Origin of the sequence: Sphaerochaeta halotolerans (assembly GCF_003429665.1) — a bacterium.
Lineage (GTDB): Bacteria > Spirochaetota > Spirochaetia > Sphaerochaetales > Sphaerochaetaceae > Sphaerochaeta > Sphaerochaeta halotolerans.
Genome location: NZ_QUWK01000006.1, coordinates 46,363 through 68,717, shown reverse-complemented (window position 1 = coordinate 68,717; position 22,355 = coordinate 46,363). Strand labels below are relative to the sequence as shown.

22 protein-coding genes and 5 tRNA genes are annotated in these 22,355 nt (G+C 48.3%); 8 read left to right on the top strand and 19 right to left on the bottom strand.

Going from position 1 to position 22,355, the window contains the following annotated elements; translation table 11 throughout:
* Positions 1-72 precede the first annotated feature (72 nt).
* Positions 73-303 carry a thioredoxin domain-containing protein gene (locus DYP60_RS06750; protein ID WP_117330129.1) on the top strand — a complete coding sequence of 77 codons (231 nt, stop codon included), beginning with the start codon at positions 73-75 and terminating at the stop codon, positions 301-303.
* Positions 304-377: 74 nt separating this feature from the next.
* On the opposite strand, the gene DYP60_RS06745 is transcribed toward DYP60_RS06750, so the two are convergent.
* From DYP60_RS06745 to DYP60_RS06705, 9 genes are all read right to left on the bottom strand, one after another.
* Positions 378-926 carry a GNAT family N-acetyltransferase gene (locus tag DYP60_RS06745; RefSeq protein ID WP_117330128.1) on the bottom strand — a complete coding sequence of 183 codons (549 nt, stop codon included), beginning with the start codon at positions 924-926 and terminating at the stop codon, positions 378-380.
* A gap of 54 nt (positions 927-980) precedes the next feature.
* A complete protein-coding gene (locus DYP60_RS06740; RefSeq protein ID WP_133299304.1) occupies positions 981-3,377 on the bottom strand; it encodes an EAL domain-containing protein in 2,397 nt (798 codons plus the stop codon).
* A 204-nt stretch (positions 3,378-3,581) separates the two neighbouring features.
* A tRNA-Gly gene (locus tag DYP60_RS06735) sits at positions 3,582-3,653 on the bottom strand.
* A gap of 39 nt (positions 3,654-3,692) precedes the next feature.
* Positions 3,693-3,774 (bottom strand) — tRNA-Leu (locus DYP60_RS06730).
* A gap of 38 nt (positions 3,775-3,812) precedes the next feature.
* Positions 3,813-3,885, bottom strand: a tRNA-Lys gene (locus DYP60_RS06725).
* Between the two features lie 30 nt (positions 3,886-3,915).
* Positions 3,916-3,989 (bottom strand) — tRNA-Arg (locus tag DYP60_RS06720).
* Positions 3,990-4,006: 17 nt separating this feature from the next.
* Positions 4,007-4,078, bottom strand: a tRNA-His gene (locus tag DYP60_RS06715).
* A gap of 200 nt (positions 4,079-4,278) precedes the next feature.
* The gene (locus DYP60_RS06710) at positions 4,279-6,468 is read right to left on the bottom strand and encodes an AAA family ATPase (RefSeq protein WP_117330126.1); all 2,190 of its coding nucleotides are present in this window, start codon (positions 6,466-6,468) and stop codon (positions 4,279-4,281) included.
* Positions 6,469-6,479: 11 nt separating this feature from the next.
* Positions 6,480-7,166 (bottom strand): hypothetical protein, encoded by a 687-nt coding sequence (locus tag DYP60_RS06705; protein ID WP_133299303.1) that lies wholly within the window; start codon positions 7,164-7,166, stop codon positions 6,480-6,482.
* Positions 7,167-7,296: 130 nt separating this feature from the next.
* On the opposite strand from DYP60_RS06705, the gene DYP60_RS06700 reads away from it, so the two are divergent.
* The gene (locus DYP60_RS06700; RefSeq protein WP_117330124.1) at positions 7,297-8,004 is read left to right on the top strand and encodes a Bax inhibitor-1/YccA family protein; all 708 of its coding nucleotides are present in this window, start codon (positions 7,297-7,299) and stop codon (positions 8,002-8,004) included.
* 39 nt (positions 8,005-8,043) lie between these two features.
* Here the strand turns inward: DYP60_RS06700 and DYP60_RS06695 are convergent, their stop codons facing one another.
* The 3 genes from DYP60_RS06695 to DYP60_RS06685 are packed head-to-tail and all read right to left on the bottom strand — an operon-like array spanning position 8,044 to position 10,015.
* Positions 8,044-8,754: a PHP domain-containing protein gene (locus DYP60_RS06695; protein WP_117330123.1), complete on the bottom strand. Its 711-nt coding sequence runs from the start codon at positions 8,752-8,754 to the stop codon at positions 8,044-8,046.
* Entirely contained in the window at positions 8,738-9,088 is a 351-nt protein-coding gene (locus tag DYP60_RS06690; protein ID WP_117330122.1) for an iron-sulfur binding hydrogenase, read from the bottom strand. Before DYP60_RS06690 ends, DYP60_RS06695 begins: the two co-directional genes overlap by 17 nt.
* Positions 9,089-9,100: 12 nt before the next feature.
* Positions 9,101-10,015: a CBS domain-containing protein gene (locus DYP60_RS06685; protein WP_117330329.1), complete on the bottom strand. Its 915-nt coding sequence runs from the start codon at positions 10,013-10,015 to the stop codon at positions 9,101-9,103.
* Positions 10,016-10,119: 104 nt separating this feature from the next.
* On the opposite strand from DYP60_RS06685, the gene DYP60_RS06680 reads away from it, so the two are divergent.
* The 3 genes from DYP60_RS06680 to DYP60_RS06670 all read left to right on the top strand — a co-directional run bounded on the left by DYP60_RS06680 (position 10,120) and on the right by DYP60_RS06670 (position 13,823).
* Entirely contained in the window at positions 10,120-10,851 is a 732-nt protein-coding gene (locus DYP60_RS06680; protein ID WP_117330121.1) for a pseudouridine synthase, read from the top strand.
* A 20-nt stretch (positions 10,852-10,871) separates the two neighbouring features.
* Positions 10,872-11,981: an aminopeptidase gene (locus tag DYP60_RS06675; RefSeq protein ID WP_117330120.1), complete on the top strand. Its 1,110-nt coding sequence runs from the start codon at positions 10,872-10,874 to the stop codon at positions 11,979-11,981.
* A gap of 168 nt (positions 11,982-12,149) precedes the next feature.
* Positions 12,150-13,823 carry an ammonium transporter gene (locus DYP60_RS06670; RefSeq protein WP_117330119.1) on the top strand — a complete coding sequence of 558 codons (1,674 nt, stop codon included), beginning with the start codon at positions 12,150-12,152 and terminating at the stop codon, positions 13,821-13,823.
* 73 nt (positions 13,824-13,896) lie between these two features.
* Here the strand turns inward: DYP60_RS06670 and purU are convergent, their stop codons facing one another.
* From purU to DYP60_RS06635, 7 genes are all read right to left on the bottom strand, one after another.
* Entirely contained in the window at positions 13,897-14,769 is an 873-nt protein-coding gene (gene purU / locus DYP60_RS06665) for a formyltetrahydrofolate deformylase (RefSeq protein ID WP_117330118.1), read from the bottom strand.
* A gap of 12 nt (positions 14,770-14,781) precedes the next feature.
* A complete protein-coding gene (xseB, locus tag DYP60_RS06660; protein WP_117330117.1) occupies positions 14,782-14,991 on the bottom strand; it encodes an exodeoxyribonuclease VII small subunit in 210 nt (69 codons plus the stop codon).
* Between the two features lie 2 nt (positions 14,992-14,993).
* On the bottom strand, positions 14,994-16,178 hold the full coding sequence (gene xseA / locus DYP60_RS06655) for an exodeoxyribonuclease VII large subunit (protein WP_117330116.1): 1,185 nt from the start codon (positions 16,176-16,178) through the stop codon (positions 14,994-14,996).
* Positions 16,171-16,827 (bottom strand): hypothetical protein, encoded by a 657-nt coding sequence (locus DYP60_RS06650; RefSeq protein WP_117330115.1) that lies wholly within the window; start codon positions 16,825-16,827, stop codon positions 16,171-16,173. Before DYP60_RS06650 ends, xseA begins: the two co-directional genes overlap by 8 nt.
* 72 nt (positions 16,828-16,899) lie before the next feature.
* Positions 16,900-17,067, bottom strand: a complete 168-nt coding sequence (locus tag DYP60_RS06645) for a DUF362 domain-containing protein (RefSeq protein ID WP_117330114.1) — start codon at positions 17,065-17,067, stop codon at positions 16,900-16,902.
* 204 nt (positions 17,068-17,271) lie between these two features.
* Positions 17,272-17,841 carry a 4Fe-4S binding protein gene (locus DYP60_RS06640; RefSeq protein WP_117330113.1) on the bottom strand — a complete coding sequence of 190 codons (570 nt, stop codon included), beginning with the start codon at positions 17,839-17,841 and terminating at the stop codon, positions 17,272-17,274.
* Positions 17,838-18,092 (bottom strand): 4Fe-4S binding protein, encoded by a 255-nt coding sequence (locus DYP60_RS06635; protein ID WP_117330112.1) that lies wholly within the window; start codon positions 18,090-18,092, stop codon positions 17,838-17,840. The genes DYP60_RS06640 and DYP60_RS06635 overlap by 4 nt, the downstream gene beginning before the upstream one ends.
* Before the next feature lie 177 nt (positions 18,093-18,269).
* On the opposite strand from DYP60_RS06635, the gene DYP60_RS06630 reads away from it, so the two are divergent.
* The 3 genes from DYP60_RS06630 (at position 18,270) to dapA (ending at position 22,353) form a co-directional block, all read left to right on the top strand.
* The gene (locus tag DYP60_RS06630) at positions 18,270-20,582 is read left to right on the top strand and encodes a DNA topoisomerase 3 (RefSeq protein ID WP_117330111.1); all 2,313 of its coding nucleotides are present in this window, start codon (positions 18,270-18,272) and stop codon (positions 20,580-20,582) included.
* 89 nt (positions 20,583-20,671) lie between these two features.
* A complete protein-coding gene (dapB, locus tag DYP60_RS06625; RefSeq protein ID WP_117330110.1) occupies positions 20,672-21,445 on the top strand; it encodes a 4-hydroxy-tetrahydrodipicolinate reductase in 774 nt (257 codons plus the stop codon).
* Positions 21,442-22,353 carry a 4-hydroxy-tetrahydrodipicolinate synthase gene (gene dapA / locus DYP60_RS06620; protein ID WP_117330109.1) on the top strand — a complete coding sequence of 304 codons (912 nt, stop codon included), beginning with the start codon at positions 21,442-21,444 and terminating at the stop codon, positions 22,351-22,353. The genes dapB and dapA overlap by 4 nt, the downstream gene beginning before the upstream one ends.
* The last annotated feature ends 2 nt before the right edge of the window (positions 22,354-22,355 follow it).

Genomic DNA, 22,355 nt, shown 5'->3' with positions numbered 1-22,355 from the left:
AGATCATCGCTTTGCTACCATTGCTATGAGGAGCCTATATGACCATTATCTGTTACAACTTGTAGTAAAGCAATTGCATTCCTTGATGCACGGCGCGTGGCGTACACCTACCGTGATATCAAGAAAGATCATCCCAATAAAGAGGAACTTTGTGAGCTCTATCGGCGAAGCAATGTTCCCTTGAAACGCTTTTTCAATACCAGTGGTCAACTATACCGATTCATGCATCTGAAAAATCGAATTCCTAAGATGGATGAGGAGATGCTAGACCTTCTCTGTACTGAAGGGATGCCAGTCAAATGACCGCTTCTGGTTACAGACCAGTTTGTGTTATTTGGATTCAGGGAGCAAGAGTGGGAGCTCAGTTTACTTGATGGTCATAGTTCCCTGGCCATCAGGAGCAAATCCTCATAGTAACCTTCACGGTAGCGGAACCCGCGGGGAATCATGCCAATTTCTCGAAAACCATAGTGTTTGTAGAGTTGCATGGCTCTTGTATTGCTTGCCACCACTTCCAGTTCCATCTGTTCGAATCCTGTCTGAGTAGCAGCAGAAATCAAGGTTTTCATCATGAGTGAGCCGATCCCCTTTCCCTGATGTTTTGTAGCAACAGAAATTCCTATCTGGCAACGGTGGGCCATTTTATAGGCTAAGCCCAAAGGGGAGAAGTCACAGAGAGCAACCAGCACATTATCGATAAAGCCTCCCAACATCAGCCTATTCTGGGATTTGGCTGCATTCTCCAGAAATGCGGCCTCGTCTTCAATACTGATATTCCACTCATCACTGTAACGCGCAAGAAAAGGGCTGTCGGTATACATTGCCTGCATATACTTGACTGCCTGAGTTGCATCAGTTGGCTCGAGAGACCTGATGGTGAGTGAGCGGGTGTCAGGAAGCCTGTAATCCTGGGGTTCTCTGTTCATGGAACAATCATAGCAGTGCCAATCTCTTCATGGCAAGATGAATGGAACCGTACCCTAGGTATAGTTCAACAGTTCCTCGATTGATTTAGCGGGAAGCGGGGCATAAAAAAGAAAGCCTTGGATGAAATCACATCCCTCTTTCTTGAGGAACTGGAGCTGTTCTTCCGTTTCAACGCCCTCGGCGAGTACTTTAAGGTCAAGGTTCTTTGCAAGTTGGATGATACTTCGGATAATAGCTTGATCCTTGTGGAGATTACTGCTGATTGCCCTGACAAACTCACTATCAATCTTGATTAGGTCAATGGGGAACGTCCGTAATCTGCTGAAGGATGAATACCCAGTTCCAAAATCATCGATGGCTATCGAAATTCCCAATTCCTTGATCTTTTGTAGTTGTTCCATTATGAACGGTTCATCCTGGAATGCTACGCTCTCTGTAATTTCCACCTCAATAAGATGGGGTGGAATTTGTGTTTCTTGTAGTATTGCAGCCATGTTCTTTACGATGGAGGTATCTCGAAGCTGAATCAGGGAAAGGTTGATACTGATGGATAGTTCACTTTGCGTCCACTCTTGAAATCGTTTAATCTGCTGGCAGGCAGTTTTCATCACCCATAGTCCAATCGGCTTAATCATTCCGGTCTGCTCTGCCATCGGAATGAATACCTGTGGATTGACAACTCCATAATCAGTATTGTGCCACCGCAGTAATGCCTCAAACCCAATAATCGTGTTGTTTTCCAATGAGATTTTTGGTTGATACAATAATTGCAGTTCATCCCTCTCCAGTGCCCAGTACAAATTGTTCACCAAGGTATGGTTCTTGGTGGTGCTATCCTTGATTTCTCCAGTGCAGAATACTGCCTGGTTCTTGCCCCTCCCTTTTGCTTCATACATTGCAATGTCTGCGTTCTTGATCAACGTATCAGGAATCACCCCGTCATCTGGGTACATAGCAACACCAATGCTTGCTGAGACGTGATATTCGTCATTTCCAACCACCACCGGGTTTTTCAGGGACTCCATGATGGACTGAATAATGGCATGGATGGGCAAATCTGTCTCCAAGTCTGGTATTTCCACTAGGAATTCATCACCTCCAAATCTTGCCAAGGTCCCCATTTTTTCGATTCGTTTTGCTAGGCGTTGGGCAATCAGCTGCAACACCCGATCCCCTGCCATGTGCCCCGCGGTGTCGTTGATTGCCTTGAAGGAGTCAAAATCGATGAAGATTATGCCTATACGTGTATCATCCTTGCGTGCTCTTTCCAATGATCGTTGGAGTTTTTCCATAAAATATTCCCTACTGGGCAATCCTGTAAGCGAGTCATAATAGGCAAGTTTGTAGAGTTTTCTCTCTGACTCCTCAAGATCCTGATGCTGGGAGTGTATCTTCTCTATGTAGGAGGCTGACCGCTTTCTGAATGTTCTGATGATCAACAATAATACAAGTACGCCAAGGTAGGAGATAATCCCGGGAAGGGGAATATTGGAATCCATTCTGACCCAGAAAACAATAGAGCTCAACAAATTAATGCTGTTCATCAATATCGAGACGATGAACCCAGGTCTGGACTCCCGCAATACTAGGTAGATTGAGATGAACATCTGCAGTTGTGTAAGAATACCCCTGAAGGTGGATTCTTCAAGCTGGATCTGTCCTATGGTAATGCTTTCTGAACGGAAATTGACTTGTAAGAATGAAATGAAAACGTAGAACACTACACTGATGATGATATGAATGTAGCTGATGTTGAATTGCAGGGGATTCCCTCCATCATCCTGATTCTTCCGCAAGGTATTGTACAGGATGGACACAGGAATCAGCATCAATACAGGTGCCATCTGGGGGAGGAACCCGACCAAGCTGCTCAGGATGATGTCTGTGAAGGTAGCAGCTACTAGAAGCGTGAGAATGGTGAAAAAGATGAAGCGAGCTTGTTTTTTGATGGTTTTGTCCTGGCTCTTTTTGCTCCAATTTGCAAGGAGGACCAGGCTGGTGATTGTGTAGCTAATATAGTATGCATAGAAAACTATGTCCCAAAAATTGTGTTCAGCTACATTGACCCAACCGAATTCTGTGTGTCTTAGTTGGTAGGGCTCTGTATTCAATCCAACAGGAAGCGCAAAGGCAAGAATGGTCAGGATTGCTGGTCCGTACAAACCCGCATAAAACCACCAGGCTCTTTGCATGCTGCGATTGCTTGAAATGTGAATAATGTAATGCAGAAAGATTGCAAACACAGACCCCCATCCAAATGCTGAGATTCTCCGCCATAGTTCAGCCCCTTCTCTGGTCGGGGCAATAGTAGCGAAAGCTAAACCTGCTGACCATATGGTAGTTGCAATGATCAAGGCGAAAAAGAGACGGTTGGAAACAGACTTGGGATTGCTCTGGAGCACAAGAATCCCGCTTGCCAGTGCCAATAGGCAAACGGTGAGGAACAACATCAAGAATACTATGGTACTATACACTTCTTTCTCACCTTGCCTCGTTGAGCATATAGTATGCTTCTTTCTTTAGAAAAGAGGAAGAAGGCCTTTATTATATATAAGATATATTTTATCTGTATAAAAGAATACAAAGTTAATAGGTTTGTGCCTCTTATGCTCCTAATTCAAAGAAAAGCAGCCAGATTTCTCTGACTGCTTAAAAGCGAAAGACGGGACTTGAACCCGCGACATCCACCTTGGCAAGGTGGAGCTCTACCACTGAGCTACTTTCGCAAAACCGTTTTGCCAGACATTCCAACTTGGATTGTCCTTTGCGAGAGAGGGGACTTGAACCCCTACACCGTAAGGTACCAGATCCTAAGTCTGGCGTGTCTGCCAATTTCACCACTCTCGCGGTGCATGTCTTGCCCCTAAGCGAGGTTCGCCATGTATTGAGCCGCAAAGGGATCGAACCTTTGACCCGCAGATTAAGAGTCTGCTGCTCTACCAGCTGAGCTAGCGGCCCATGACAATAAAATTTCAAAAACCAAACCTTTGCGCCCGGAAGGATTCGAACCTTCGACCTACGGATTCGAAGTCCGGCGCTCTATCCAGCTGAGCTACGAGCGCGTTCACGACCCGGTTAGGGTGGAAGACGGGGCTCGAACCCGCAACAGCCAGATCCACAATCTGGTGCTCTACCATTGAACTACTTCCACCATGGTAGCTGAAGCAGTGGTTTCCATCACCAGTGCGTTTCAACGTTGCATACTATGCCCTAAACGCTTTTCTTTGTCAACAACTCGTTCCCAAATTTCCTAAAAAATTGAAGGTCTCTGAGCAACTGCTTCGCATGCAATCAGTTGCTTCCACTCACATCTTTTCACTGCTTGGCATCGCCTATCTGTGAAGCCTCGTTCTAGGATCCACCCTGATAGGCATGGATGATGGCCAGATGGTGTTTCCATGCAAGCGGGCGGTTGGCCAACTGTTCAATCAATGCAATTCTGAAAGCACCCTCATCGACCTGTATTCCCAACGTTTTCCATGCTGGTAGATAGGATGCGGAAAGATACCGTTCAATGTCTTGTTCATCCATCATTCTCTGTTCAAACAAATCGAGTGAACGAATCTTCAAATCCATACCAGTAGTACTGAAAAGCGTCTCCAAGTCGTTCTCATCCCAGTTTGTCAAAGGATTCGAAGGATCGCCGTAGAGCTGTGCTTCAGCCCTTTCAAGGAACTGCTTCTCCTCTCCCATGATAAACTGTGAAAGCCTGGAGCCTGCAACCGGTACACTTTCAGCAAGGTGGATGGATCCTGTTTTTGCCAAGCGGGAGAGAAGACCGGCAAGCAAGGGTCCAGAGAGCTTTGCCCTACTGAGCACGTTTCTTCCCATGATTGCTTCAAAGTGTAATCCATCTTCAAGGCGTGGTAGCAGTGTTTCAAGAGGCTCAGCGTATACATGGGGGCGTTCCACTGAAGAGAGTGTTGCCGCATAGTGGTTGATATGTTCTTCCTGGTCCTTGCTTCGTACCTGGGCAACCACCAACCCTTCAGGAGTTGCCCGATATGCTTCCCAAAGCAGCAATCCATGCCCGGCATTGCATACAAGCACCCGGTCACTCCGCCTCAGGTGGATACCTTGAAAGAGTTGCTCCCGTATCTCCTTGAGCAACGCCCCTCGTTCACTGATGGTCCTGTTCACCCACCTTTGCCTGCTCTTGTCGCCTGGAGAGTAGGTGAGGTTCTCCACGAACGCATCGCTTTGGGCACTTTCCAGCTGCTCTTCCCTGTGTCTCTGCACCTTCTCCTTGATACTTTTCTCATACCCTTGGTCACTGGGCTGGTAATAGACCTTCCCTTGCAGAGAAGAGGGGAGGTATTGCTGGGCAACCCAGTGATCTTGATAAGCGTGAGGATAGAGGTATCCTTCCCCATGCCCGAATCCTTTCGCATCACGGTTGCCGTCACGAAGATGGTTTGGCACCTCATCTTGGGCTTGTTGTTCAACACCTTTAAGGGCATCAAAGAAAGCCATGGTTGAGTTGCTTTTTTCGGTGGTAGCTAGGTAGAGAGCAGCATGGGTAAGATGAAACCGTCCTTCAGGCAATCCAATACGCTCAAACGCCTGAGCATCCGCTTGTACCACAACAATAGCTGAGGGGTCGGCCAGCCCTACATCTTCACAGGCACTGATAAGCATCCTTCTGAATATGAACTTTGGGTCTTCACCTGCGCTGACCATCCGCGCAAGCCAATAGAGTGTAGCATCGGGGTCACTGCCACGAATGCTCTTGATGAAGGCACTGATGACATCAAAATGGTAATCACCCTCTTTGTCATACAGCACTGCTTTTTTCTGTATCGATTGTTCTGCGGCATCTTTGGATATAAATATTTCGGTTCCCGGGGCAGGAGGAAAGACGTCAAGGGAAGTTTCGACAGCAAGTTGCAGTGCATTGAGCAAGCTCCTTGCATCTCCGTTCGAAACCTCGACCAAATGCTCCAGGGCTCCTTCCTCAAACTGTACAGAATATTCACCATATCCTCGATCTTTATCCCTCAGAGCTTGCCTTGCGATGGCAAAAAGATCTTCACTTGTCAGACTCTTCAATTGGAATATGCGTGACCTGCTCACCAGTGCCGCATTTACCTCGAAATAGGGGTTTTCCGTTGTAGCGCCGATGAGAATAACTGTCCCATTTTCAACCCAGGGGAGTAGGGCATCCTGCTGGCTCTTGTTCCAGCGGTGTACCTCATCCACAAAAAGAATCGTTCCTTGACTGTACAACTCCAAGCGTTGGCGTGCTTGTTCAATCTCATAGCGAAGTTCTTTCACTCCGGAGAGTACTGCATTAAGCGTGGAAAAATGCCGTTTTGTGGTGTTTGCAATGACTCTCGCAAGGGTGGTTTTCCCCGTTCCTGGTGGACCATAGAAAATAACTGAGGAAAGTTGGTCGGCCTGTATCGCACGCCTAAGCAAACGACCTTTCCCGATAATCGCATCCTGGCCGATGTACTCATCCAGGTTACGCGGTCGCATTCGGTAAGCAAGTGGTTGGTTTTTTCTCTCTTCAGCTTCATTTGCTGCGGTAAATAGATTCATACCTGTGCATCCTACCAAAAGAGTTCCAGAAAGGAACCGCTTCCTTTTGGAACCGGTGTGGTTCTCAGGATTTCCTCCTGTTTTCCAAGTTCTTCAAAATAGGTCTGGAGGAACAACGTTGAAAGGTGTTCAAATGGGTTATTAGTGACCTCAGCGAGCACGGCTTCTCCCCAAAGGCTCGTTCCTTTTTGCCATATGCCATAGCGGTCAAGGACCAAATCCCATGTTTCATCACTTTCTTGCAGGGCTTCATGGAGCAGTTTCATGACTTGAGCCTTGATTTCTTCCCCTCTTTGTTTGGTCAACTCTCGAGTGGCACTTTGATTTCCTTGCTTCAATGCTGCCACAGGGTTCTCCCAAACCACCTCCTTCGTGTTTTCCTCTACAATGAGGGGAGTCTGCACCAACACGCTACGAAACGCTTGCTGGACTTGGGTCTGCCACTGCTGAAGATGATCGAGGAAAAGCGGGATACCTTCCATCTGTGAAAAGTGTGCAGCCTCTTTCGGTAGGAGATCCTGCAAGGCCATTTCATTGAAGAGATTCACGTCCACTGTCTGGCTAGCTAACTTGGTCACTTCACGAAGGGCATTTTCAGCCTCGAGTGCACTGACATGTTCCTCTCGGCCCGTGGAAGTGCATCCCATGAGCAGAACAATGAAGATAACAATGAGGGGTAGAAGAGGCTTGTTTGTCATAAACGTAACTATATCATCAGGAATTGGAATTGCATAGCAGGTTGAACGCAAGCAAACACTTGACCTTTTCTTCAGGATTGATGAAATTATGGTAAGATAGATTAGGAGATGGGTTAGGAGGCTAACAACAATGGCAGAATACAACAGTTCAATACTTCAAAATGTACAAGCTCGTGAACGGACGATATTGAAGAACGTATATCTTTGGATGACCGCAGGGCTCGGCCTTACGGCCTTGATTTCCTATTTTGTAGCAAGTAATCCTGCTTTGTTGCAGGCGCTTGTCGGGAATATGATGGGCTTCTTCTTGCTCGTCATCGGAGAGTTTGCATTGGTATTCTATCTCACTGCACGATTGGATAGGATGAGTCAAGCAAGTGCCATAGGTGCTTTTTTAGCCTATTCCGCACTCAACGGCATCATGTTGAGTACGATATTCATCGTGTATACAGGGGCTGTCATTTACAAGAGTTTCCTTACCGCGGCGCTCATGTTTGCAGGGATGAGTCTGTATGCCATGACAACAAAACGGGATCTCAACAGAATTGGTTCCTATCTTGTCATGGGAATGTGGGGCTTGATCGGAACGATGGTACTCAACATGTTCCTCGGCTCAAGCGGTCTTGATTACTTGATTAGCTTCGCCGGTGTTGCCATCTTTCTTGGTCTCACCGCATGGGATACCCAGAAGATTGTACGCTGGAACCAGAGCTATGGAACAGGTATCGATGAAGAGACCTTCACCAAGCTGAGCATTATCGGAGCGCTTTCCCTGTATCTCGATTTCATCAATATGTTCCTCTTCCTCCTACGGATATTCGGTCGCTCAAACCGCTAGAGAGGGACTCACTGGCCAAATGATACAGACTCCGTTTCATCAAGAACGGTAGGAAACTTCGTTTCTTTTGGCCAGTGCATTCTTGAGTGATTCATAGGAACAGTCATGCATCTCTAAAGAGCAGGTTCTTCTTCCTACCTGCTCGAGCGTATGTGCATCAGAGCCGGTAAGCACCACCAGGTCATGGGTATCTGCATGTACTGGTGGATGTATCGCTTCCAGGGCACTGTAAGGTAGGTCTGGAAGAAATCCCAGATTCGCCAAGGCGCTGTTCGCGAACCGGTCGATGTGGGCTGGGATGACCAAGGCATCCCGACTCAAGGCTTCCTCTACGACATCAGAGAAGGGTAGTGAGGTGGCGAATGCAAGCATTGTTTCCACTTCCTCTTGTACCTCCCCTTCCAGATTTACCACCAATTGCCTGCCGAACAACCTCCTGTCATTCTTAATCGGAGACAGCAGAAACTCCACAAATGACCCGAACTCGAGAGCATCCTCCAACTTCGGAAAGAGGGTAAGCACATGCACCTCTTCACTGGTGGTAACTTCCAGTCCAAAAAGGGGGAGAATACAACAAAGCTCACATGCCTCAGCGAAGGCTGGAAGATTTCTGGCACAGTTGTGGTCAGTCAAGGCAAGGATTTCGATACCCTGTTCCATCGCCTCGACGGCAAGGAGGGAAGGGGTGAAATCGTCATCCCCACAAGGGGACAGACAGCTATGGTTGTGTAGGTCAATCGGTACCAGCATCAAGTCTCCCCAAAGCCTTTGCAATCTTGCAGCTTGCCTCAAACTGGGTATCCTTGGTAGTAAAGATGGAAATATCCTCTTCCTTTGCTGCTTCCAGCATATCGGAAGGAACACTTCGGTTGTTGCAAATCACTAGGGCTCGGATTCCTGCCAAGGATGCGACGGCTACCGTGTTTTTGTGGGCCTGAATGGTGATAAGGACACTCTCAGAAGGAGCATTTCCCATTACATCGCTGAGCAGGTCCCCGCAGTAGGCATCGTTAATTTCCCAGTTCTTCAACTCTTTATGTTCTGCTTTGAAGCCTTCCAAGGCCGCAAGGTCATGTACATGCATGTATCTTTCCTCCTAATTTGGGTGCAATTCAATGACACAGACAACAGTGGTGCCATTGAGTGTGCTTTCTATGGTGAAGTCATCTGCTACTGATTTTACATTGGGCAGTCCCATCCCGGCACCAAAACCGAGGGACCGGATCCATTCACTGGCGGTAGTCCATCCCGCTGTCATTGCCAATTCCACATCACTAATGCCTGGTCCACTATCACGAGCGGTTATCTGGATAGTTTGTGGAGAGTACTCTGCAATCAATTCACCTCCATCAGAGTGTACCACCAAATTCATCTCAAGCTCATAACTTGCGATGGCAGCTCGACGGATGATATGCGGAGCGATGCCTGCACTCTTGAGACGTTTCTTGATCTCGGTACTGGCATACCCTGCATTCTCAAAGTCATGCTTGAGAATTGAATAGGTGTGAATCTCCCCGCTCATCTCCTCACTGAGACCGGTGGTGCGGGTTCTTTTCTCAAGGTCCTCGATTTCGCGGTTGATCTCTACCAAAAGTGTACTGGTAATATCTCTGCTGGTGATCATTCCCACCAGCTCTTTGTGTTTGTTCAGGACAGGGAAGCGATGATAACTGAAACGGTCAAAGTAGCTGATTGCAAAAGAGATCGGCATGTCATCCTCAAGGACGATGAGGTTACGGGTCATATGGTCTTGGGCTTTCTCATTGATATACCCCTTGTCGAGTGCTTGGATGATGTCATCCATGCTAACAATCCCGATAAGACGCTTGCCTAGTACGATCGGTAGTCCTGTGACCTGCCTTTCCCGCATAATATACTGTATTTCCCGTAGTGGTGTCTCCTTGGTAGCGGTAACCAGATTTGTCGTCATGACATCCTTGATTTTCAGTTTGTAAATCAGTTCCAGGATGACATTGGGCGAGTTATAGGTATTTATTGGTATCTCTTGCATAGGCAGAGTATACAACAGCTTTCCCCCGGTGCAAAGCAACTCGTTTTCTCTCTTTTAGGTTTTTCAGGTGCCGAACCTCTGAATATTTGCTATATTGAAGGGGTATGAATGATACTATGCAATTGGAACTTGTCTATGAGGACCATGATATCCTGGTGGTGAACAAACAGGCAAACTTGCCAACCGTACCGTTGAAGACCGATTCCCAGGACAAGCTAACATTGCTTGGATTGGTTGCCCGCGCTTTCCCTGAGGTGCTGGATGTCCAGGGAGCAAATACTTGGGAAGGTGGAGTAGTGCACCGCTTGGATACTGCGACCAGTGGCTTGGTGGTTATTGCACGAACAAAAGAAGCATATGCTTCCTTGCAGGCTATACAGAAGGCAGATCTTTTCATAAAAGAGTACCAAGCTCTTTCTCAATCGTATAAACCCACATTACTTCCTGGTTTTCCCCCTTACCCTTATGAAGATCCCTTTTTCTGCAAAGGCAAGGAAGTCTCCATCGGTAGCCTGTTCAGGCGGTATGGAGACCATCGAAAGGAGGTCCGGCCGGTGCTCGCTGATAGCCCGCGGCATCTGCTCGACAAGACAACCGGTACATGGTATCTCACAAAAGTATGGTACAGCGGGGAAGTTGGGGAGTCCCATCAGTTTACATGTCGCTTGAGCTCTGGATTCCGCCATCAGGTCAGGACCCATCTTGCTTGGAGTGGGTGGCCAATCGATGGGGATATCATGTACGAAGGGATAGAGGCAGAAAATCTGGCACTCAATGCTGTGGCAGTGGAATTTCCCCATCCTGTCACGACCAATCCGATGGAAATTAGAATTTAATTTTGAAGGAGTCAACTATAATGGCAGATCCTAGAGAAGAGAAGCTGGCAAAGCTTCTGGTGGAGTATTCAGTCAAACTACAGAAGGGGGAATCTTGCTTGATCAATGCAGTGGATGTTCCCACCAGTATGACTGAGGCATTGATCAAAGCTGTCTATGATGCAGGTGGTTATCCTGTAGTCAATCTCTGGAACCAGAGAATAGAACGGGCGATGGTGGAACATGCGAGCAAGGAATCCTTACAGGCTTGGGCCGATGTTGATACCTACAGGATGAAGCAGATGGATGCTTTTATCGGCATCAGGGGTATCGCAAATGTCCGTGAGCTTGCAACCATACCTGCCCAGACCAACCTGGCCAGTACCTACTACAATATTCCAGTGCATATGAAGACCCGTCTTCCCTATACCAAGTGGGTAGTACTTCGCTATCCCACAGAGATTATGGCGATGCAGGGTGGTATGGGAACGAGGGAGTTCGAGGAGTTCTTCTACAAGGTCTGTACCGAGGTTGATTATGAGGCGATGGCCAAGGCGATGGCAGAAGCGAAGAGCTTCCTTGATACCGTTGATCAAGTCCATATCAAAGCACCAGGAACCGACTTGAAATTTTCGGTAAAAGGTATGGGATGGATTCCTTGTGCTGGGGAGATGAACATCCCAGATGGAGAAATCTATTCCTGCCCGATCAAGGATTCAGTGAATGGGACAATCACCTACAATACCGCAAGTACCTATCATGGGCACCAGTTCAAGGATGTGAGATTCACCTTCAAGGATGGAAAGATTGTGGAAGCCCATAGCGACGATGATGCCCTGATCAATGAAATCCTCGATATCGATGAGGGGGCCCGGTACATCGGGGAATTCGCGCTTGGCTGCAATCCCGGTATCATGAACCCAATGGATAACATCCTGTTCGATGAAAAAATCTATGGTTCGATTCATTTTACCCCGGGTAATGCCTATGAAGATTGTGACAACGGGAACAAGTCAGCGGTCCACTGGGATTTGGTGCAAATCCAGAGAAGTGAGTATGGCGGGGGAGAGATGTACTTCGATGGAGAGCTAATCAGGAAGGATGGGGTTTTCGTCCACCCCAAGTTGACCTGCCTGAATCTTTCCCTCTAGGAATGCTTGACAGACCAGACGATAATTCGCTATAAAGAGGAAACGTCAAGGGCGATGTGGAATAATCCGCATCGCCCTTTCTTCGTTTTGCTGTCCGTTGGGCAGTCGTACAAGGGTGTACGGTGGATTACCATCGTGCACCCTTTCGGCATTTTTAGGGGGTAGCGTATGTTTGTATCGGTAGACACCCTGTGGGTGTTGTTGGGCTCTATTCTGGTGTTTTTCATGCAAGCCGGGTTTGCCATGGTTGAAACCGGGTTTACCAGGGCAAAGAATGCAGGGAATATCATCATGAAGAACCTGATGGACTTCAGTCTCGGAAGTGCAGTGTTTTGGGTCCTGGGATTCTCACTGATGTTTGGGGGAAGCAATCCCTTCATCGGCTCCCTTGATCTGTTTGTCCGTGGTTCCTATGACTCGAACATTCCCACCGCAGCATTTCTGATCTTCCAGACTGTGTTCTGTGCTACTGCAGCTACCATTGTCAGTGGTGCAATGGCAGAGAGAACCAAGTTTTCCTCCTATTGCCTGTATTCCATTGTGATCAGTGCCGTAATTTATCCAATCAGTGGTCATTGGATCTGGGGAGGAGGGTGGCTCTCAACATTGGGATTCCACGATTTCGCAGGTTCAACGGCTGTGCATATGGTGGGAGGAGTCGCAGCCTTTTGGGGTGCAAAGATCCTCGGGGCGAGAATTGACAAGTACGATGAGAATGGTGGAGCCAAGGCAATCCCAGGGCATAGTTTGACCCTCGGTGCACTCGGGGTATTCATCCTTTGGTTCTGTTGGTTCGGTTTCAATGGTGGATCCTCCCTCTCGCTCACCGGTGATGATGCCATTGTATCCACTGCAACCATCATGGTCACCACGAACCTTGCTGCAGCCTTTGCAGCGACTGCCACCATGGTCTTGACTTGGCTAAGGTACAAGAAACCCGACGTTTCCATGACACTTAATGGTGCCCTTGCTGGTTTGGTCGCCATCACAGCAGGATGTGATGCAGTTTCTCCGACGGGGGCCGCCATCATTGGAATAATCAGCGGAGTTGTTGTTGTATTCTCTGTAGAATTCTTTGAAAAAGTAGCACATATCGATGACCCTGTAGGAGCCATCTCTGTACATGGGGTCTGTGGTGTTTTGGGTACCATCCTCACGGGTTTGTTCGCCCTCGATGGTGGACTCTTCTACGGCGGTGGTCCCCGCCTCCTAGGCATACAGAGCATTGGTGTTCTCTCTGTAATGCTTTGGGTCTCCATTACTATGGGACTAGTCTTCCTCCTTCTCAAGAAAACGGTAGGACTTCGTGTAAGCAGGGAAGAGGAAATCGCTGGGTTGGATCTGGAGGAACACGGCCTTGCCTCCAGTTATGCTGACTTTATGCCATTTGTAGCTGGATTCAAGACAACTGCATCTATCGATGAGGCGATACCGGTGGTACATAAGGTACCATCTGCTTCAACTCCTTCACGGGAAGCAGAGATGTATAAGGTGGTTATTGTCAGTCGCCAGAGCAAGTTCAATGCGCTCAAACAGGCATTGAATGATATCGGGGTCATGGGGATGACGCTGACCCAGGTAATGGGTTGCGGAATGCAGAAAGGCCAGAAGGAATACTATCGCGGAGTACCGGTATCTCCTACATTGCTTCCCAAGATGCAGGTTGAGACGGTGGTTAGCAAAGTGCCGGTACGTACTGTGATAGAAACGGCAAAAAAGGCCCTGTATACCGGGCATGTCGGAGACGGCAAGATATTTGTGTATACAGTGGACAATGTCATCAAGGTCCGTACCGGAGAGGAAGGGTACGATGCACTACAGGATGAAGTTGTCCCTGAATAGGCTCTGTTCATATTACAAGAAGAAACGCACCTAAAACGGTGCGTTTCTTCTCATTCATGGCCCAACGTATCTCTTACTGTTCGGAGCCAAAGACAATGGTGCGGTTCTTAAAGATGATTATCCGGCTTTCCAGATGTGCTTGCACCCCTTTTGCGAGGACTCTTCTCTCTACATCCTTGCCCACATCCCTCAGGCCTGATGGCCCTAGCTCATGGTTTACCCTGACAACATCCTGTTCGATGATCGGTCCCTGGTCCAGGTCTTTGCTTGCATAGTGTGCCGTTGCACCAATCATCTTTACCCCACGTTCGTAGGCTCTCCGATAGGGATTTGCACCCTGGAAGGCGGGAAGGAACCCATGATGGATGTTGATGATCTTTCCTTGCCACTCTTCAATGAATTCCGAAGAAAGAATCTGCATGTACCGCGCAAGCACCACTACATCTATATCAAAACGCTTGAGCAGGGTACGTACCTTCAATTCCTGTTCTGCTTTGGTCTCTGGAGTGACCGGAAGATAATAGAAAGGAATTCTGAACTGGTTTGCAATGATTTCAAGGTCTGGGTGGTTGCTGATGATCAAGGGAATGTCACACTGAAGATCACCTTCATCCTTTCTTGCGATAAGGTCATAGAGGCAGTGACTGGTCTTGCTTACCAGAATGGCCATTCTGGATCGATAGTCGCTGTAATGACACTCCCAAGAGAGGTTGTACTCTTTTGCGAAGACTGCAAAATCTTCCTCAAGCTCCTTTCTTGTTGTTTTCAGGTCTGCCATATCAAGTTCGATACGCATGAAATACCGGCCTTCAATGTTGTCTGTATGCTGTTGGCAGTGAAGAATGTTATAAGAACGCTGGTAGAACCAGGTTGATGTTGCGCTCAGTATGCCCTTACGATCCTCACACTGGATGAGGAAAATGATTTTTTTCTGTTTGCTCGCCATGGATGTCTACCTTTATTCAAGTACTGTAGTCTCTGCTTCCGTGAGGTCCTCTGAGAGAATAACCTCTACTTTGCGTTTTGCCTCAGTGAGCGTTTTCTCCAAGGCTTTGGATAAGCGCATACCTTCCTCGAACAAGGAAAGACTCTCTTCAAGAGATGTCTCTGGCTTATTGAGTTTCTGAGCTATCTCCTCGATTCTGGATACATCCGATTCAAAACTCATGGTTACTCCTTTATCTTGGCGATTCGCTGACCATCAATGAATGTCAGACGTACGACTTCCCCAATGGTTGCCTGATCCTTGCTTTTGATGAGCGTCCCACTCTCACTCTGGACGGTAGCATAGCCCCGGGCTAGTATAGCAAGGGGGGAAAGGGCTTGCAACTCTCTTACCGCTGATTGATATCTTGCTTGGAATTCCCTTATTTTTTGCTGGCCGGCATTGATGAGATTCTGGCTTGCATTTGCCAAAAGGTACTCCCGGTTGTCGATAATCGTGTGAATCTGTCTTGCTTCAAGCTTGCCCAATTGGTGGGTGGCCAGGGTAAGACGATACTCCATGGCCTTTTTAAGTTCTGCCTTGAGAGTTTTCAGATTCTGCCTCAGGTCGAGATACCCTTGGCTCACCAGTTCTGCTGCAGCAGAAGGGGTGGGTGCTCTCAAATCTGCAACATAGTCAGAGAGTGCCCAGTCTATCTCATGCCCTACTGCGCTGATGATGGGTATTTCTGATTGGTGCATCGCTTCCAGGACTACTTCCTCGCTGAAGGGTAGCAAATCCTCCAAGGAACCACCGCCCCGTCCAACGATCAGGACATCGCAGAGCAACAGGCTGTTTGCCTGCATAATGCGGTTTGCGATGGAAATGGCACTGCTTTCTCCCTGTACCACTGCAGGAAGCACCAATACATCCAAGGAAGGGGCGCGACGATTCAGTACGTTGAGGATGTCCTGCAAAGCAGCACCGGTTGCACTGGTTACCACGCCCACCCGTTGAGGTTGGCGGGGGATGGGCTTCTTCAATGACGCATCAAAGTAGCCCTTGCTAGCATAGCGCTGCTTGCGTGCTTCCAGCAGTGCAAGGATCTCTCCTTGTCCTGCCTTCTCCATGCTCTCGCATTTGATTTGGTAGGTTCCTCTTGCCCCATAGACATCGAGATTGCCGGTTACCGTGACCTTGTCGCCTTCACAGGGGGTGAAATCGACCTTCCACGTACTCCCTTTGAACATGACAGCGCTGATCTGGGAATTTGTATCCTTGAGCGTGAAAAACCAGTGACCGGTGGAGGAAGGGCGAAAGTTGGAAATTTCTCCTGTAACCTTGAGCCCATAGAACCCTTCTTCTAGAGTCCTTTTGATCAAGCTTGTCAGTTCACTGACAGTGAGCTCAGTCTGAAACAATTCATGCATGCGCTACTTCCTTTCTTTTGGTCATCATGTGCATTTGATTGAGAATACCAAGGAAGGCAAAAACTGCCCAAAGTGCGAAGAAGAGCCAGAACTGAAGGTACCAGAAACGGGAAAGCAGCCAGGCCACCATCAAGGAACCAGCGATGGCGCTTTCAAGTGCCATGTACGATTCAAAGTGTGCAATGCTGAGTGCAAGGATGACGACCAATGCCACTGCTGTAACGATGAAGCTCGGAGTAAGCGGCAGGAAGCTTAAAAGCAGGAAGAAGATGATCAGGCTCATGGAAAATGCCGTAAAGAGAGCAACAATCAGTTCAATAGCTTTGTGGTTTTTCCTTGCGAGCAAAAACAAGACCAGTCCACCAGCAGCAAAGGAAACCAGGTAGAGCAGGACACCACGATAATCAGAAGGATTGAAAAGCACCTTCCAAAGGGCTCCAAGAGGATTTGCATCCTGGAGAACTCGCATGAAGGATTCCCTTCCATAGCTCATCAGAGCAATAAAGAGAAAGACGATTGACCCTGAGATGACGCTTCGCAACCTGATAAGCAGACTCTTGATCACATAGCCGTAAAAGCAGAGAAAGAAGCCTACAAGAAGGCCGATAAGCATCACAGGGGCACCGATGGTTGTGATTTCACTTTGCATGTATGTTCCTTCTTAATATTGTAAAAAAAAAGAGACAGCTACGTACGCTGTCTCTCAATCTTAGTTGTTGTCCTACTCCTGAAAGATAGCATCAGAAGGGCATACGTCAGCGCAAACCCCGCAATCGATGCATGCATCTGCATCAATTACATAGATATCGCCTTCAGAAATCGCATCGGTAGGACATTCCGGCAGACACGTTCCACATGCAGTACATGCATCGGTGATTTTGTAAGCCATGATAGTGACTCCTTACTTCGTTTTCGTTATTTCTGACTATATACCTATCTTGGTATTCAAGTCAAGGAATGTGAGGTATATGTACTGATAGCTATGCTTATGCCGCGATATTCTTCTATGGGTTACAAGTTATAGTAATCTTACAAATTGCAAAAACACTTATGTTATCAAGTAACTCCAACGTAATACTGGAGTTAATACCTTTCATTCTTTCATCCATGATAATGCCTTACCCGAGAGTGTTCCGATTGGGCAGATGGCACACCAGATTCGAGGCCGATAGATGAGTGCCAGGATACTGGCAAGAATCGTGGTGCTGAGCATCATGGAGTACAATCGGTAGGAAAGATGCAGGAGAAACGGTGGTACTGCTACCTGCAATACTTGTGGAAGAGGAACCAGTGGGATGGCAATGAATAGACGGATATAGGGCATTGCTTCCATGTTCCCCATGGCTATTTGGGTCGTAGAACCAGTGATGAACAACAGGTTCAAGCCAAAGTACCAAAGCATGTAGTACCTTGCCTTGCCACTGGTGATGATTCGAGGGTTGTTTTTCCGGTTGTGTTTTTTCCCTATTTGGTTGAGATAGCTTGCCCGAGGGCAATAGCGCTGGCACCACACTTTCTTCTTGGCTCTCGAGAGCAGAATGAAAGGAAGGGCCATGCAAAGGATTGCAAGATTGGCAAAGAGTATGGAAACAAAACCCAAGGCAAAATAGGCGAGGGTTATGATGAATAAGCCTGGAAGCAATCCTCTGGATTTCTTTGTCATACACCCTCCTTCCGTTTCATCTTAAGAGCTCCGGGAAAACAGTAACGAGTGCATTTTCCGCAATCTGTACATTTCCTTTTATCTACTTTTGGAGCAGCTACCCCTTTCTGGGTCAATGCACCGGATGGGCAAACTCCTACCGCAGGGCAGCGGTGGTTCTGCGGACATTTGTGGGTTAGTACGGTCAATACTTTTGGTTCTTTGGGACCAGCCTGTTTCAATCCAAAAAATGATGCGAAGTCAAATGCCATGGTGGTTTTTTCCTTGATAATGCAGTGTAGTGTGATTCCAGAACCATAGCTAAAAAAGAGCATCCTGTCAAATGGTTGTTACTAGCAAATATTGTGAATGACAAAAACCAGAAACCGAGTTTCCCTTGCAAAGAGGCATGTCTTGGATATATAGTCAGCCTCGTGGAGGAGTGAATCTTGAAACAACTGGTATTGGCGGAGAAACCGAGTGTCGGAAGGGAACTGGGGCGGGTGTTACACTGCTGGAAATCAGAAAAGGGTTACCGAGAAGGGGACGATTACATCGTAACCTGGGCTCTTGGCCATCTGGTGGAGCTTGCCCAACCCGCTGCCTACAGTGACCGCTACAGAAGATGGTCGCTGAAGGACCTCCCTATGTTGCCACCTGTACTGAAGCAGGAAGTGATTGAACAGAGCAAGGAACAGTTTTCTGTGGTCAAACAGCTCATCCAGCGTAAGGATGTTGATTCTGTAATCATAGCAACTGATGCAGGAAGAGAGGGTGAATTGGTTGCTCGGTGGATCATGAAGCTTGCAGGCTATGAAGGGAAGGCCAAACGACTGTGGATCAGCAGCCAGACCGAAGGTGCCATCAAGGAAGGATTCAGCAATCTCAAGGATGCAAAACTCTATGACGACTTGTATGCAGCGGCAGAAAGTCGTGCTGCTGCTGACTGGTATATCGGGATGAACGTTACCAGAGCATTGACCTGCCATTATGATGCAAAGCTCTCAGCAGGGCGGGTGCAAACCCCAACCCTTGCCTTGATGACCCAGAAAGAGGATGAGATAGAGGCGTTCAGTGGCCAGTTCTACTGGACACTCAAGGCTGACTTCACCGATTTTACTGCTTCCTATTACCCCACCGAGGACTCCATCAGAATTGCTGATGAGCAGGTTGCCAAGCAGAAAGAGGAGGAACTTGTAGGAAAGACTGGACAGGTTGTCTCCTTGGAGACCGTTGAACGCATTGAACAACCTCCCCTTGCCTATGACCTGACTGAACTGCAACGGGACGCAAACAACCTTCTCGATTTTAGTGCGAAAGAGACCCTCGATACCCTACAGTCACTCTATGAGCAGCACAAGATTGTTACCTATCCAAGAACTGACAGCCGCTATATCACCAGCGATATCGTATCCACACTGGACAAGCGGCTGCAAGCCCTCGATGCAACCCCGTTTGGCAGTCTTGCCATCTCCTACCGGAGGCAGGGGTATCGTGTCGACCAAGAGCGGTTTGTCCAGGATTTGAAAGTGAGCGACCACCATGCCATCATCCCAACCGAGCAACGCGTGGACCTGGGTCGACTGAATGCGAGGGAGCGGGTGCTCTGGGAGTTGATCGTTCTGCGGTTCCTCGAGGTACTCAGTCCCGATTACACCTATCGTACCACCACCCTGGTTGCTGAAGTGCAGGGGTCGCGTTTCAAGACCCGGCTTACCCTTCCGGTGGAACAGGGTTGGCGTGATGTTGCACGCATAATCGGCAAACGCAGTGCGCAGCCCTCGCTTACTGATGAGGAGGATGCCAGCCCTTTCCTGCTTTCCTTGAAGGAGGGGGATCCCTTAACCATCGCCAGTGTGAAACTCAGAAGACTTTCCACACCAGCTCCAGCTCGCTATACAGAGGCAACGCTGCTCTCTGCCATGGAACATGCGGGCCGGTTTGTTGAGGATGCAAAGCTGAAGAAACAGTTGGGAGGAGGGCTCGGAACTCCAGCAACCCGTGCAGACATCATTGAGAAGTTAATTCAGAACCACTATGTGGAACGCCAGGGCAAGGAGTTGGTCCCCACTCCAAAGGGAAGAGAGCTGGTTCGTCTTGCACCCGAGGAGCTGTGCTCCCCTGAACTGACCGGGCTCTGGGAACAACGCCTTGGAGCCATCGCAGATGGTAAGGAAGATAGCCATCGATTCATAGAGGACATAAAGGCTCATGCCGTAAAGCTGGTTGATGAGGTTGTTAGGAGCAGCGAGATATTCTCACCCCGTTTCTCTGATGCCAAGCAGTGCCCCTTCTGTAAAGGTCCCATGATGAAGGTGGTTGACGACATCGGACAGAACCACTTTCTGTGTCAGCGGCTCTCCTGCTCCTATGAGGAAATGGAGATCAAGAAACGTGTCATGGTTCCTGGAAAGGAGAAACCAGCGAAGGTGGTGGTGAAGGCGAAAAGCGTACCTGCCGACGGGACCAAGAAACGTGTGGTACTGAAGAAAACAACAGTCAAGAAACCTGCGATGCAGTCCTTTTCTCTTCCTGATGACCAAGGGCCCAAGTTTACATGGGAGACAGTTATCGAGGTCGTTCGGCCCAGCAAGTTGGTCTCCCGTGGCCCACATAGAGATGAGCACCAGGACCGGGGAGGGTGGAAACCACCTGTACAGTCGCAACATATCGTAGAGGATGTACCTTCCAGCGGAGGGAGTTTCGCCGATTTCCTGAAAGCAAGCGAAGCGCGAAAAAAGCGCGATAAAAAGAGAAAATAGGGTTATTTTTGTTATAATAAAAACATTCTGTTAAACTATGGACATATTTGTAACTTTCTGCTACTCTTCCTGCATCACAGGAGGAGTGTATGCGCATAGGTATTATTGGATTTGGGAAGATGGGAAAACTCATCCACTCTGAAGCCTTGAAACGGGGACATACGATTGCCGCTGTTATTGACCCGATCTGCCAGGAGCGTGAAGTTACGGCAAATCAGGTCAGCAGTGAACACTTGAGCGAGTGTGAGGTCGTCATCGATTTCACCCACCCCTCGGTAGTTGTAGACCACATCATCCTGTATGCAGAGCTTGGCATTCCTGCGGTCATCGGTACTACAGGCTGGTATGACAGGATACCTGAACTACAGAAAATAGTGGCACAGTCTGATGGTGCCATCATCTATAGTGGGAACTATTCCCTGGGAGTGGCTCTCTTCATGCAGGTGGTAAGGGAAGCCTCCAGGCTTTTTGCCAAAAGTGGTCTCTATGATCCATTCCTGACAGAAATCCATCATGCACAAAAGGCAGACAGCCCCTCCGGTACTGCGGAGATGCTGGGATCCTTGGTACTGGAAAACTATCCCAGCAAACACTTGGTGGAAAAGGAGACCCTGCACCACAAACGTGAGGACGAGGCAATCCACCTAGCGTCAGTCAGGGGTGGATGGGTTCCAGGTACCCACACGGTCTACTTTGACAGTCCGCAGGACACAATCGAATTGACACATAGGGCGCGCTCACGGGAAGGATTTGCCGTGGGAGCCGTACAGGCAGCAGCCTGGATCGCATCGGGTCGTAAAGGTTTTTTTACGCTTGATGACATGCTCGAAGATGTATATCTATCAGTGGAGAAGACACAATGAAAGACATTAATTTCAAAGGGGTACATACTGCCCTGATTACCCCATTTACCAAGAAGGACAATCTGGACGAGGAACGTCTCGGAGAGCTCATTGAAGCGCAAATCACCAGTGGAGTGAATGGTTTGGTCCCCTGCGGTACTACCGGAGAGAGCCCAACCCTCAGCCATGATGAACACGACCAGATGATTGCAATGACGGTCAAGTTCGTCAATGGCAGGGTTCCCGTCATCGCTGGAACTGGGTCGAATGCAACCAGTGAGGCAGTGAGACTTTCACGACATGCACAGCAGGTGGGAGCAGATGCAGTCCTGCTGGTCAATCCATACTACAACAAGCCAACCCAGAAAGGGTTGTACTATCACTTCAAAGCTATTGCTGACAGTGTAGACATCCCATGCATCCTCTATAATATCAAGGGGAGAACCGGTGTAAACATCGAGACAGAGACAGTGAAGGCACTCAGTGATGCTTGCTCCAACATTGTTGGGGTAAAGGAAGCCAGTGGGAGCCTTGAGCAGATGCGCTCCGTCATTGATGCAACGCATGGGAAGTTCCATGTGCTCAGTGGAGATGACAAACTATCCATTCCCTTGATAGAGAGTGGTGGAGACGGAGTAGTGTCGGTTGCATCGAATATCGCTCCTGGATATATTGCTAAGATGATTCACCTTGCACTCGAAGGGAAGTGGGAGCAGGCAAGGGAGATGGAATCCCAGCTCAGTGGATTCTTCCAGGCGTGTTTCCTTGAAACCAATCCGATTCCCATCAAGACGGCGATGGCCCGCTATGGTTGGTGCGAGGAGTCTTTCAGGCTTCCCATGTGTACCTTTGAACGAGAAGAGCACAGAAATGCCCTGTATGAAGAATTGGATAAGCTCGAAGCACTGGGTGCAATCATAAGGAGATAAGA

Excerpts from the sequence above, each read along its gene's own strand:
- DYP60_RS06745 (WP_117330128.1), bottom strand. The coding sequence starts at position 926 with ATGAACAGAGAACCCCAGGATTACAGGCTTCCTGACACCCGCTCACTC.
- DYP60_RS06740 (WP_133299304.1), bottom strand. The coding sequence starts at position 3,377 with ATGTTGTTCCTCACCGTTTGCCTATTGGCACTGGCAAGCGGGATTCTT.
- DYP60_RS06710 (WP_117330126.1), bottom strand. The coding sequence starts at position 6,468 with ATGAATCTATTTACCGCAGCAAATGAAGCTGAAGAGAGAAAAAACCAA.
- DYP60_RS06705 (WP_133299303.1), bottom strand. The coding sequence starts at position 7,166 with ATGACAAACAAGCCTCTTCTACCCCTCATTGTTATCTTCATTGTTCTG.
- DYP60_RS06700 (WP_117330124.1), top strand. The coding sequence starts at position 7,297 with ATGGCAGAATACAACAGTTCAATACTTCAAAATGTACAAGCTCGTGAA.
- DYP60_RS06695 (WP_117330123.1), bottom strand. The coding sequence starts at position 8,754 with ATGCTGGTACCGATTGACCTACACAACCATAGCTGTCTGTCCCCTTGT.
- DYP60_RS06690 (WP_117330122.1), bottom strand. The coding sequence starts at position 9,088 with ATGCATGTACATGACCTTGCGGCCTTGGAAGGCTTCAAAGCAGAACAT.
- DYP60_RS06685 (WP_117330329.1), bottom strand. The coding sequence starts at position 10,015 with ATGCAAGAGATACCAATAAATACCTATAACTCGCCCAATGTCATCCTG.
- DYP60_RS06680 (WP_117330121.1), top strand. The coding sequence starts at position 10,120 with ATGAATGATACTATGCAATTGGAACTTGTCTATGAGGACCATGATATC.
- DYP60_RS06675 (WP_117330120.1), top strand. The coding sequence starts at position 10,872 with ATGGCAGATCCTAGAGAAGAGAAGCTGGCAAAGCTTCTGGTGGAGTAT.
- DYP60_RS06670 (WP_117330119.1), top strand. The coding sequence starts at position 12,150 with ATGTTTGTATCGGTAGACACCCTGTGGGTGTTGTTGGGCTCTATTCTG.
- purU (WP_117330118.1), bottom strand. The coding sequence starts at position 14,769 with ATGGCGAGCAAACAGAAAAAAATCATTTTCCTCATCCAGTGTGAGGAT.
- xseB (WP_117330117.1), bottom strand. The coding sequence starts at position 14,991 with ATGAGTTTTGAATCGGATGTATCCAGAATCGAGGAGATAGCTCAGAAA.
- xseA (WP_117330116.1), bottom strand. The coding sequence starts at position 16,178 with ATGCATGAATTGTTTCAGACTGAGCTCACTGTCAGTGAACTGACAAGC.
- DYP60_RS06650 (WP_117330115.1), bottom strand. The coding sequence starts at position 16,827 with ATGCAAAGTGAAATCACAACCATCGGTGCCCCTGTGATGCTTATCGGC.
- DYP60_RS06645 (WP_117330114.1), bottom strand. The coding sequence starts at position 17,067 with ATGGCTTACAAAATCACCGATGCATGTACTGCATGTGGAACGTGTCTG.
- DYP60_RS06640 (WP_117330113.1), bottom strand. The coding sequence starts at position 17,841 with ATGACAAAGAAATCCAGAGGATTGCTTCCAGGCTTATTCATCATAACC.
- DYP60_RS06635 (WP_117330112.1), bottom strand. The coding sequence starts at position 18,092 with ATGGCATTTGACTTCGCATCATTTTTTGGATTGAAACAGGCTGGTCCC.
- dapB (WP_117330110.1), top strand. The coding sequence starts at position 20,672 with ATGCGCATAGGTATTATTGGATTTGGGAAGATGGGAAAACTCATCCAC.
- dapA (WP_117330109.1), top strand. The coding sequence starts at position 21,442 with ATGAAAGACATTAATTTCAAAGGGGTACATACTGCCCTGATTACCCCA.